Here is an 11,782-nt window from a genome sequence, read left to right on the forward strand (position 1 = left end):
GATCCCGGCTCTCACCCATGGAGTGGGGGCGTGCGTGAGGCACTATGGAGGTTTGACCGCGCGCGGAAGGACTCACGGCGTTGAACGGACCCCTCATCGTCCAGAGCGACAAGACGCTCCTCCTCGAAGTCGACCACGAGCGGGCGGACGCCTGCCGTCGGGCCATCGCACCGTTCGCGGAGCTGGAGCGGGCGCCCGAGCACATCCACACCTACCGGCTGACCCCGCTGGGGCTGTGGAACGCGCGGGCCGCCGGGCACGACGCCGAGCAGGTCGTCGACGCGCTGGTGGAGTTCTCGCGCTACCCCGTGCCGCACGCACTGCTGGTGGACGTCGCCGAGACGATGGCGCGGTACGGGCGCCTGACCCTCTCCAAGCACCCGGTGCACGGACTCGTCCTGACCTCCACCGACCGCCCGGTCCTGGAGGAGATCCTGCGCTCCAAGAAGGTGCAGCCGCTGGTGGGCGCCCGGCTCGACCCGGACACCGTGGCCGTGCATCCCTCCGAGCGCGGGCAGATCAAGCAGACGCTGCTGAAGCTGGGCTGGCCGGCCGAGGACCTCGCCGGGTACGTCGACGGGGAGGCGCACCCGATCGAGCTGGCCGAGGACGGCTGGGCGTTGCGCCCGTACCAGAAGCAGGCCGTGGAGGGCTTCTGGCACGGCGGCTCGGGTGTCGTCGTACTCCCCTGCGGTGCGGGAAAGACACTGGTCGGGGCCGGTGCGATGGCCGAGGCGAAGGCCACGACCCTGATCCTGGTCACCAACACCGTCTCCGCCCGCCAGTGGAAGCACGAGCTGGTGAAGCGGACCTCGCTGACCGAGGACGAGATCGGCGAGTACAGCGGTACGAAGAAGGAGATCCGTCCGGTCACCATCGCCACCTACCAGGTGCTGACGACCCGGCGGAAGGGCGTCTACCCGCACCTGGAGCTGTTCGACTCGCGGGACTGGGGGCTGGTGATCTACGACGAGGTGCATCTGCTGCCCGCACCGGTCTTCAAGTTCACCGCCGACCTCCAGGCGCGGCGGCGGCTCGGGCTCACGGCGACGCTGGTGCGCGAGGACGGGCGGGAGTCGGACGTCTTCTCGCTGATCGGCCCGAAGCGGTTCGACGCTCCGTGGAAGGAGATCGAGGCGCAGGGGTACATCGCGCCCGCCGACTGTGTGGAGGTACGGGTCAACCTGACCGACTCCGAGCGGCTCGCGTACGCCACGGCCGAGGCCGAGGAGAAGTACCGCTTCTGTGCGACGACCGCGACCAAGCGGAAGGTGACGGAGGCCCTGGTCGCCAAGCACAAGGGCGAGCAGACGCTGGTCATCGGGCAGTACATCGACCAACTGGACGAGCTGGGCGAGCACTTGGGGGCGCCGGTCATCAAGGGCGAGACGCCGAACTCGCAGCGGGAGAAGCTCTTCGACGCGTTCCGGACCGGTGAGCTGAACGTGCTCGTGGTGTCCAAGGTCGCGAACTTCTCGATCGACCTGCCGGAGGCGACCGTCGCGATCCAGGTGTCGGGCACGTTCGGGTCGCGGCAGGAGGAGGCGCAGCGGCTCGGGCGGGTGCTGCGGCCGAAGGCGGACGGGCACGAGGCCCGGTTCTACTCGGTGGTCGCGCGCGACACCATCGACCAGGACTTCGCGGCGCACCGCCAGCGCTTCCTGGCCGAGCAGGGGTACGCGTACCGGATCGTGGACGCGGACGATTTGCTGGCGGGGCAGTAGCCGACATGACGTGCGTCGGGCGTCCGTTGCGTGTGGATGCCCGGCGTACGGTGTGGTCCCCGGCCGGCCTCACATGGACATGAGCAGCAGGACGGTCGCCAGCGCCATGGTGCCCGCGGCACCCGCCGTCAGGGTCGCGCGTTTCGTACGCCACTGGCGGCGCGAGGGCAGCACGAGCGCCCTCGCCCAGAGCACGAGCGACCCGAACGTGCAGAACAGGGAAACCCAGGTCAGGGCGTAGAGGGTCGTCTCGCAGCTGCCGCTGCAATGGGCCAGGCTCATCTGCGACACCAGCAGGAACACGAGGTAGAGGTACACCAGCCCCACCATCAGCACCACGCTGCCGAGCCGCACCCACGTGGCCAGCGGGTCGCGCGCTTCGGGGGCGTACGACTCGGGGGCGTACGACTCGGGGCCGCCGATCACAGCGACCACAGCGAGCCGAGCGAGAGCGCCAGTGCGGCCACCGTCGCCGCGACCAGGAACCCGCGTGCCGCCCGGAACTTGCGGTGCGAGGGCAGGGCCAGCGAGGCGAGGAACGGCACCGCGCCGACGATCAGGGACACGAACGCGACGTTGATCCTGCCGGTGATCTCGCCGTAGCAGGGATCGGCGGGCTCGCAGTGGTCGAGCGCCATGGGGGAAAGCCCCAGGAGCATCAGGACGAACAGCATCGCCGGCACCAGCACGAGCACCGCCGCGAGGCGGATCCACTTGGCCGCCGGGTCGTGGTCGGCCGAGGCACGGAGTGCGCCGAGCGGGGTCTGCGGTCCCCATGTGGGGAATCTCTGCGCCGAGTTGGCGGGACCTGCTGCGGTGGGGCCGAGGTCGGCCGTGCGTCGCGTCATGTGCCCAGTGGACCGCGCGGCACCGCCCTCGTACATCCGGTGACGTACTCAGAAGTCCCGGCCCGGCGTACTCAGTTGACGTTCCCGGGAGCGGTTCTCCGTGGGTCTCCGACGGGGCCCGGCCTGCCGGGTCTCCGTGGGTCCCGGCCTGCGGATCAGGCCCTAGGGAACCAGGAACATCAAGCCGTACGCCGCCACCACCGCACCCAGCGACGACACCGCCAGCTGGACGCGCAGCACCTTGCGGGCACGGTTCGACGGCATCCACAGCACCACCGCGACCAGCACCGCCGCCACGATCAGGCAGCCCGCTCCGAGGACGGCTCCACCCGTAGCACGGCCCTTCGGGACCTCCAGCATCGACCAGACGGTCACGGCGACGAAGTACCACAGCGGGGCCAGCACCAGCAGGGTCAGGACGCGGACCCACACGGCCGTGCGGTCGCGCGGCGTCGGCGCGTAGGGCGGCGGGGGCGGGACGTGCGGCATCCGGCGGGTGGGCGACGGGTCGTTGCTGCTTCTCTGGGGCTCCATGCGGGCAGTACACCGTGCGGCCGGGCCCGTACACGTCCGCGCGGATACTCAGAACTCCCTTGCGTACGTGCTCACTTCTCCCCCTCGGGCACGACCGGGGCGGGGGCGTCCGCCACCGCCCCTTCGACGGTCGTACGCTGCGGGGTCGGACGCTGCGGGGTCCACCGGCGGCGGGCCAGCCAGCCCAGCAGGACCAGGCCCAGCAGGGGGTACGGGGAGAGCGCGGGCTGGGCCCACAGCCCATACGCGATGTCCGTGTCGCCGTGGTGCGGGAACACCCAGAAGCTGCGTGCGGTGAACACCACGGCCAGCACGCCCGCGAGCCGGTAGCGGCCCTCCGCCAGCAGCAGCGCCAGCAGCGGCACGCACCACACCCAGTGGTGGGACCAGCTGATCGGCGAGACCAGCAGCATGGTGAGGGCGACGGTGACGATGCCCCACTCCTCCTGCCCGGCCCGCACCGCGCGGCGCGCGATCCACAGTCCGGCGAGCCCGACGACGGCGGCGCAGCCCAGCCAGACCAGCCCCGGCTCCATGGAGTTCATGGCCCGGGCCAACAGCCCTTGCAGGGACTGGTTGTCGACGATCCAGACCTTGCCGACCCGGTCGGTCTCGAACATCCGCCGGGTCCAGAAGTCCAGGCTCGCCGACGGCAGCACGAGGATGCCGAACAGGACGGTGGCGACGAAGGACGCGAGCGCGGTGAGGCCGTTGCGGATGCGGCCGGTGACCAGCAAATACACGATGAAGATCGCCGGGGTGAGCTTGATCCCGGCGGCGATGCCGAGCGCGACGCCCTTGCCCAGGGACCCCTGGGGCCGAGTCAGGTCCCACAGCACCAGGCAGGCGAGCACCAGGTTGATCTGCCCGTACACGAAGGTCTGGAAGACCGGCTCCAGCCAGATCGCGAACGCGGTGGCGACCAGGATCAGTTCGGGCCGCCTGGGCAGCTTCGCGAACCGCCAGGACAGCCGGACGAGGAGGGCCAGCAGGGCGAGGTTCCCGAGGAAGAAGCAGACCTTCATGGCGGTGACCGGCAGCCAGGTCGTCGGCACGAACAGGATCGCCGCGAAGGGCGGGTACGTCGCCGGGAGCTTCCACTCGGTGGTCACGAAGTCGTACAGGCTCGTGCCGTTGACGACGGCCTGCCCCTCGGCCCGGTAGACGAGGGTGTCGCCGAGAGGGATGCGGGTCACCACGAAGAGGGTGGCGAGGGCGGCCACGGACAGAACGAGCAACACCCGTGCCGCGAGAAGCGCGCGCGGGCGCGGGGCTGGGCTCTCCCCTCCCCGGTCCCCCTGGTCACGCGTGCCGTACGGGCCGCTCGGGGAGCGGGAGGAGGTCACGCGGGCGGTGGCGGCGCGGGCGTTCTCGGTCCGGTCTGTCGTCACGCCGCAACCCTATGAGGATTCGCGGGGGACGGGGACGCGGGGACGCGGGGCTTCGGGGGGGTGGGGCTGTGCTCGCGCTGCGGCTCCGCCGCCCAGGCGCGCCCGCCCGGTGCCGGACTGCTCAACCGTGCCCCGCCAGGGACGCGAGGCTGTACTGACCTGCGGCTCCGCCGCCCAGGCGCGACCGTCCGGTGCCGGGCTGCTCAGCCGTGCCCCGTCAGGGGCGCGGGGAACTGCGCGAGCAACCACCCACCCACCCGCACGGGAACCGTTCACAGCCCCGCGGGTTTAGGTGAAGGGGCGGGGCTGGGGACCCCTCGCCCCGGCGGGACAGGGCCGAACGCACCCCGCACGGGGAGAGGCGGGCCCGGCGGCAGGTCGGGGCCGAACACACCCGACGCCGAGTGGGCGCGCCGAGGCCTTGACGATGACGCACGCGCGCCCGCCCCCCTGCGCTGACGCACGACGGCCGAACCCCTCCGGTGACGCCCCCCGTACCGGGCCCGGTCGACACCGAAAGCCCGACCCGCAGGCTGCTCAGTACGTACGGGGCGCGGAGCCACCCCGCTCCCCCGCCGCCCAAGCATCCCGCTCGCGCCGCCAGTCGCCCCCCGCACGCGCATCCTGCTTCCAGTCGTCCGCATAGTCCCCGAGCAGCACCACCCCCGCCGCCGCCCCCGCGAAGATACGGACGGCCCGGAGCGCGCGGGCCACGCGGTGGGGCTTGTCGGTGACCGCCGTCGCACCGGTGTGCGCGCGGTCCTTGGTCGTCGTCGTACGGGCGTCTGCCCTGCCCGTACCTGCACCGGGGGTGAAGGTCGCTGTACTCATGCCTCCATGGTGTCCGCCGGGCCTCCCCCGCACATCGGACCCCGGTCTGAACCTCCCCCGCCCCGCCCTCCCCCTCCAGGCTGACCCTTTCGGCCCACCCCGTCCCCCTTGGGGCCTACAGGCCGTGCACCCCAAGGCCAGCGGGCCCGTCCCCGCCCCGGGACGCCCCCGACCCCGACCCCGACCCCGTAAAAAATCATTCGCCAGACCCCGCCCCCGCCGCTAGAATCGCGCGTCTGCCCGCCTCCCTTCCGTGGAGTGCGCCGCGCCGCCCGGACGGAAACCGGTCGGCAGCCAGACGTGACTTCCCCGCCGAGCCGAGCCGCACACCCGGCCGCCCCGGTCCTCGCCCCGCGCCAGGACCCCGGCCGCCGCAAGGAACCCGGCCGCCCGGCCCGCGTACAGCCGGAGGCTTCACCGTGCCCGCGCACGACAACGTCAGCACCACCGCCGACACCACCGACACCACCACAGACACCCCCGGCACCCCCGCCGACCCGCTCTCCCACGAGCGCGCCCACCTCACCGCGTCCCGTGCCGCCCTGCGCGCCATGCGGGAGGACGTCGAGAACCTCGACATCAAGGACGTCACCGCGAACTGGGTGAACGCCGTCGTCCTCACCGCCCAGATCGAGGACCGCATCAAGGCCCTCGCCGACCTCTCCCACACCCCGCTCTTCTTCGGCCGCCTCGACTACCTGCACACGGTCGGCGCCGAGCAGGCCGAGGGCACCCCGGGCGAGAGCTTCTACATCGGCCGCCGCCACGTCCACGACGCCGACGGCGACCCCATGGTCATCGACTGGCGCGCGCCGGTCTCGCAGCCCTTCTACCGGGCGTCGAAGAAGGACCCGCAGGACGTCGGCCTGCGCCGCCGCTTCGGCTACACCTCCGGCGAGCTGACCGCGTACGAGGACGAGCACCTCTCCGACCCCTCCGACGCCGACGACCCCCTCACCAGCAAGCTCCTCCAGGCGGAGATCGAGCGTCCGCGCGTGGGCCCGATGCGCGACATCGTCGCCACGATCCAGCCCGAGCAGGACGAGATCGTACGGTCCGGGCTGGCGGGCTCGGTGTGCGTGCAGGGAGGCCCGGGCACCGGGAAGACGGCCGTCGGCCTGCACCGTGTCGCCTACCTCCTCTACGCGCACCGCGAGCGCCTCGCCCGCACCGGCACGCTCGTCATCGGCCCGAACAAGTCCTTCCTCCACTACATCGAACAAGTCCTCCCCGCGCTCGGCGAGTTGGAGGTCAAGCAGGCGACCGTGGACGACCTGGTGACCAGTGGGGACGGCGCCGGGATCGAGATCCGTGGCGCTGACGACTCGTCAGCCGCCTCCGTCCTCAAGGGAGATGCCCGGATGGCGGAGGTGCTGCGGCGCGCGGTGCGTTCGCACGTGACCCTGCCCGAGGAGGGCCTGGTCGTGGTGCGCGGCTCGCGCCGCTGGCGGGTCCCTTCCTACGAACTGGAGGAGATCGTACGGGAGTTGCTGGCCCGCGACATCCGGTACGGGGCCGCCCGCGAGGCCCTGCCGCAGCGCATCGCGCACCAGGTCCTGGTCCGGATGGAGCAGGCGGGCGAGGCCCCCGACGACCGGGTGCAGGACGCGGTGGCCCGCAACGCCGCGGTGAAGGCGGCCGTGAAGGCGATCTGGCCGCCGGTCGACCCGGCGAAGCTGGTGCTGCGGCTGCTGTCCGATCCGGAGTTCCTGGCGGAGCACGCGGAGGGGCTGCTGAGCGAGGACGAGCAGGCCGCGGTGGTGTGGGCGAAGCCCGCCCGGTCCGTACGGTCGGTGAAGTGGTCGGCGGCGGACGCCGTGCTCATCGACGAGGCGCGGGACCTGGTGGCGCGCACGCACTCGCTCGGTCATGTGGTGCTGGACGAGGCGCAGGACCTGTCGCCGATGCAGTACCGGGCGGTGGGCCGACGGTGCAGCACCGGCTCGGCGACCGTCCTCGGGGACCTGGCGCAGGGCACCACCCCGTGGGCGACGGGGAGTTGGGCGGAGGCGCTCGGCCACCTGGGGAAGCCGGACGCGGTGGTGGAGGAGCTGACGGCGGGCTTCCGCGTGCCGCGCGACGTCATCGCCTACGCGTCGCGGCTGCTGCCGTTCATGTCGCCGGGACTCGCCCCGGTCTCGTCCGTACGGGAGTCGCCGGGGGCGATGTCGGTGCGGCAGGTCGCGGACGGCGACCTCGACGCGGCGGTCGTCGCCGCGTGCGAGGAGGCGCTGCGGAACGAGGGGTCGATCGGGCTGATCGCGGCGGACGCACGGATTCCGGTGCTGGCGGAGGTGCTGGCGGCGGCGGGGCACGCACCCCTGTCCCCCGGCGAGGAGACGACGGCCGCGTCCCGGCTGACGCTGGTGCCGGCGTCGCTGGCGAAGGGCCTGGAGTACGACTACGTGGTGGTGGACGAACCGGCGGCGATCGTTGCCGGGGAGCCGGACGAGAGGACGGGGCTGCGGCGGCTGTATGTGGCGCTGACGCGGGCGGTGTCGGGACTGGCGGTCCGGCATGCGGGGGCGTTGCCGGGGGCGCTGGGGGTGTGACGGGGGTCCGCCGTGCGAAGGCTCGCCGCCGCCGGGGAACGCGCCCTTCAGGGGCGCGGGGAACTGCGCGACCAGCCACGACGCGCTCGCACGGGACGGAGACCACACGCCCCCTGCACGGGACCTGCCCCCATCAGCCCCGCGGGTTTAGGTGAAGGGGCGGGGCTGGGGCCCCCTTGCCCCGGCGAGGCGGGGCCGAACGCACCCGGCACCGGGTGGCGAGCCAGGGCCCGGCCCCGTACCGGGCAGTGCAGCCCCGTCCTGCCCAGGCAGAGAGGCCCCAGACCCGCCCCTCCACCTAAAGCGCTCGCCGCGCGGCCATTGCACGGGTCCGTGCAGGTGAGTGGGTGGCTGGTCGCGCAGTTCCCCGCGCCCCTAGGGCGCGTCCCTCGACGGCAGCGAGCCCGCCGGTCGCGCCCACGCGGCGAAGCCGCACATCGGAACAGCCCCGCGCCCCTAGGGTGCGTCCCTCGACGGCAGCGAGCCCGCCGGTCGCGCCCACGCGGCGAAGCCGCACATCGGAACAGCCCCGCGCCCCTAGGGTGCGTCCCCTGACGGCAGCGAGCCCGCTGGTCGTGCCCACGCGGCGGAGCCGCACATCGGGACAGCCCCGCGCCCCGGACGGGGCGCCCCGCGCGGCGGAGCCGCACGTGGAGCACAGCCCCGCGCCCCGGACGCGGCTCAGCGCTTGCCGTCCAGGACCCCCCGCCACTCCCCCACCGCATCCGCGCACACCGGCTCGCCCCAGCCCCGGGGCCTCGCCGCGCCGCCGATGTGGAAGGCGTTGATTCCGCCGGACCGGAGCACCGGCAGGTGGTCCAGCCGCAGGCCGCCGCCGACCAGGATCTCCGCGCCGTAGCCCGGGGTCCCCGCGCGGGACGCCTCCGCGAGGAGGGTCTCCAGGCCCGCGTCCACGCCCTCCGCCGCGCCCGCCGTCAGGTACGTGTCCAGGCCCGGCAGGTCCGCCAGCAGCTTGCGCGCAGCGTCGCGGTCCGCCGCCCGGTCGATCGCCCGGTGGAAGGTCCAGCGGCAGCCGTCCAGCTCCGCGACCAGGCGTTCCACCGTGACGAGGTCGGGGTTGCCGGCCGGGTCGAGGAAGCCCAGTACGAACTCCTCCGCCCCCTCAGCCCGCAGCGCCCGCGCGTCCTTGACCAGCGCTTCGACGTCCTCCGGCGTACCGGCGGAGAAACCGTCCGCGGCCCGCAGCATCACCCGCAGGGGAATGTCCACGGCAGCCCGGATCGCCGCGAAGGTCTCGACCGGGGGCGTCAGCCCGTCGGCGGCCATGTCCGTCACCAGTTCGAGCCGGTCGGCCCCTCCGGACTGGGCCGCGATCGCGTCCTCGGCGTTGAGGGCGATCACCTCCAGGACTGCACGCTCACTCATGGGGTTCGGTTTCCTTCGCCATCGCCGACACGGGTACGGGTTATAGGTCTAGTCCAATATCAAGACTAGAGCGCTTGCCGCGTCCGCGCACCACCCCCACGCGGCATGTGATCAACGCCCGATGGGCGGCCCATCGGGTCGATATACCCCCAGGGGGTGTGCCAATGGACCTTGCATCACATGGGGGTGGGGGGTATACATGGACTCATCAGATACCCCCCAGGGGTAACCAAAGTCCAGGGAGCCCCCCATGACCACCGCCACCCCCACCCACGTCGAACTCGCCATCGGCGGCATGACCTGCGCCTCCTGCGCCGCCCGCATCGAGAAGAAGCTCAACCGCATGGACGGCGTCGAGGCCACCGTCAACTACGCCACCGAGAAGGCCAAGATCGCGTACGACGGGCAGAACACCGAGGTCGCCGACCTCATCGCCACCGTCGTCAAGACCGGCTACACCGCCGAGGAACCCGCCCCCCGGGAGGAGACCCCACCCGATCCCGACGCTCCGGGCGCTTCGGGCGAGCCCGACGACCCCGCCCTCACCTCCCTCCGGCAGCGGCTCGTCACCGCGACCGTCCTCGCCGTACCGGTCATCGCGATGGCGATGGTTCCGGCGCTCCAGTTCCCGAACTGGCAGTGGCTGTCGCTGACACTGGCCGCACCCGTCGTCACGTACGCCGCCTGGCCCTTCCACAAGGCGGCCTGGACGAACGCCCGGCACGGCGCGGCGACGATGGACACGCTGATCTCGGTCGGCACGTCGGCGGCCTTCCTGTGGTCCCTGTGGGCGCTGTTCTTCGGCACGGCGGGGATGCCCGGCATGACGCACCCCTTCGCGTTCACGATCGCCCGCAGCGACGGCGCCGGGAACATCTACCTGGAGGCGGCGGCCGGCGTCACCGCGTTCATCCTGGCCGGGCGGTACTTCGAGGCGCGCTCGAAGCGGAAGGCGGGGGCCGCCCTGAAGGCCCTGCTGCAACTGGGCGCCAAGGACGTCACGGTGATCCGGGCCGACGGCAGTGAAGCCGTCGTCCCCACCCGGCAGTTGACGACCGGGGACCGCTTCCTGGTCCGCCCCGGCGAGAAGATCGCCACCGACGGGAAGGTCGTGGAGGGCTCCTCCGCCGTCGACGTCTCGATGCTGACGGGCGAGTCCGTGCCGGTCGAGGTCGGCGTCGGCGACGCCGTCACCGGGGCCACCCTCAACGCGGGCGGCCGGCTGGTCGTCGAGGCGACCCGGGTCGGCGCCGACACCCAGCTCGCCCGGATGGCCAAGCTGGTGGAGGACGCGCAGAACGGCAAGGCGGCGGCACAGCGGCTCGCCGACCGGATCTCCGCCGTGTTCGTGCCGATCGTCATCGCGCTCGCGCTGGGCACGCTGGGGTTCTGGCTCGGCAGCGGGGCGGGCCTGACGGCCTCCTTCACGGCAGCCGTCGCCGTACTGATCATCGCCTGCCCGTGCGCCCTGGGGCTGGCCACGCCGACCGCGCTCATGGTCGGCACCGGGCGGGGCGCGCAGCTCGGCATCCTCATCAAGGGCCCGGAGGTCCTGGAGAGCACCCGCAAGGTCGACACGATCGTCCTCGACAAGACGGGAACGGTCACGACCGGCCGGATGACCCTGCTGTCGGTGCACACCGCTCCCGGCGTCGACGAGGCCGAAGTACTGCGGCTGGCGGGCGCGTTGGAGAAGGCCTCCGAGCACCCGATCGCGCAGGCGGTCGCCACGGGGGCGACCGCGAAGGTGGGCGCCCTGCCCACCCCCGAAGACTTCGCGAACGTCCCCGGGCTCGGCGTGCAGGGAATCGTGGACGGACACGCCGTCCTCGTGGGCCGTACGAAGCTGCTTGCCGAGTGGGCCATGGCGCTGCCCGTCGAGCTGGAGCGGGCGAAGGCGGAGGCCGAGGCGGCGGGACGTACCGCCATCGCCGTCGCCTGGGACGGCGAGGCCCGCGCGGTCCTCACCGTCGCCGACGCCGTCAAGGACACCAGCCCGGAGGCCGTCCGCCGCCTGCGCGCCCTCGGTCTCACCCCGATCCTGCTCACCGGCGACAACAAGGCCGTCGCCGAGGCCGTCGCGGCGGAGGTCGGCATCGAGCGGGTCATCGCGGAGGTCATGCCCGAGGACAAGGTCAGCGTCGTCAAGTCCCTCCAGGAGGAAGGGCGTTCGGTGGCGATGGTCGGCGACGGCGTCAACGACGCGGCCGCACTCGCCCAGGCGGACCTGGGCCTGGCCATGGGCACGGGCACCGACGCCGCGATCGAAGCGGGCGACCTGACGCTCGTACGGGGAGACCTGCGGGCGGCGGCCGACGCGATCCGGCTCGCACGCCGGACCCTCGGCACCATCAAGTCGAACCTCTTCTGGGCCTTCGCCTACAACGTGGCCGCACTGCCGCTCGCGGCGATGGGCCTGCTGAACCCGATGATCGCGGGGGCCGCGATGGCCTTCTCCTCGGTCTTCGTCGTCGGCAACAGCCTGCGCCTGCGCAACTTCAAGGCGGCGTAGGGGC

9 protein-coding genes are annotated in these 11,782 nt (G+C 72.7%); 3 read left to right on the plus strand and 6 right to left on the minus strand.

Translation table 11 applies throughout. The features are described from left to right. Positions 1-80 precede the first annotated feature (80 nt). Positions 81-1,724 carry a DNA repair helicase XPB gene (locus ACIO3O_RS06280; protein WP_401742576.1) on the plus strand — a complete coding sequence of 548 codons (1,644 nt, stop codon included), beginning with the start codon at positions 81-83 and terminating at the stop codon, positions 1,722-1,724. 69 nt (positions 1,725-1,793) lie between these two features. On the opposite strand, the gene ACIO3O_RS06285 is transcribed toward ACIO3O_RS06280, so the two are convergent. The 5 genes from ACIO3O_RS06285 to ACIO3O_RS06305 form a co-directional block, all read right to left on the minus strand. After that, the gene (locus ACIO3O_RS06285) at positions 1,794-2,159 is read right to left on the minus strand and encodes a hypothetical protein (protein WP_401742579.1); all 366 of its coding nucleotides are present in this window, start codon (positions 2,157-2,159) and stop codon (positions 1,794-1,796) included. Next, a complete protein-coding gene (locus ACIO3O_RS06290) occupies positions 2,147-2,572 on the minus strand; it encodes a hypothetical protein (protein ID WP_401742582.1) in 426 nt (141 codons plus the stop codon). The genes ACIO3O_RS06285 and ACIO3O_RS06290 overlap by 13 nt, the downstream gene beginning before the upstream one ends. A 162-nt stretch (positions 2,573-2,734) precedes the next feature. Further along, complete coding sequence (locus ACIO3O_RS06295; protein ID WP_401742583.1) at positions 2,735-3,106, minus strand: hypothetical protein; 372 nt, start codon at positions 3,104-3,106, stop codon at positions 2,735-2,737. A gap of 71 nt (positions 3,107-3,177) precedes the next feature. After that, positions 3,178-4,344 (minus strand): glycosyltransferase 87 family protein, encoded by a 1,167-nt coding sequence (locus ACIO3O_RS06300; RefSeq protein WP_401743398.1) that lies wholly within the window; start codon positions 4,342-4,344, stop codon positions 3,178-3,180. 690 nt (positions 4,345-5,034) lie between these two features. Then, the gene (locus ACIO3O_RS06305; protein ID WP_401742585.1) at positions 5,035-5,328 is read right to left on the minus strand and encodes a hypothetical protein; all 294 of its coding nucleotides are present in this window, start codon (positions 5,326-5,328) and stop codon (positions 5,035-5,037) included. Between the two features lie 419 nt (positions 5,329-5,747). Here ACIO3O_RS06305 and ACIO3O_RS06310 point away from each other — a divergent pair, with 419 nt between their 5' ends. Then, positions 5,748-7,880: a HelD family protein gene (locus ACIO3O_RS06310; RefSeq protein WP_401742587.1), complete on the plus strand. Its 2,133-nt coding sequence runs from the start codon at positions 5,748-5,750 to the stop codon at positions 7,878-7,880. 681 nt (positions 7,881-8,561) lie between these two features. Here ACIO3O_RS06310 and ACIO3O_RS06315 read toward each other — a convergent pair. Next, complete coding sequence (locus ACIO3O_RS06315) at positions 8,562-9,266, minus strand: copper homeostasis protein CutC (protein WP_401742589.1); 705 nt, start codon at positions 9,264-9,266, stop codon at positions 8,562-8,564. Positions 9,267-9,516: 250 nt separating this feature from the next. Here ACIO3O_RS06315 and ACIO3O_RS06320 point away from each other — a divergent pair, with 250 nt between their 5' ends. Then, positions 9,517-11,778, plus strand: coding sequence for a heavy metal translocating P-type ATPase (locus ACIO3O_RS06320; protein ID WP_401742591.1), 2,262 nt, complete (start codon positions 9,517-9,519; stop codon positions 11,776-11,778). The last annotated feature ends 4 nt before the right edge of the window (positions 11,779-11,782 follow it).

The sequence above is a fragment of the Streptomyces sp. NPDC087440 genome (assembly GCF_044744005.1).
Taxonomy (GTDB): Bacteria; Actinomycetota; Actinomycetes; order Streptomycetales; family Streptomycetaceae; genus Streptomyces.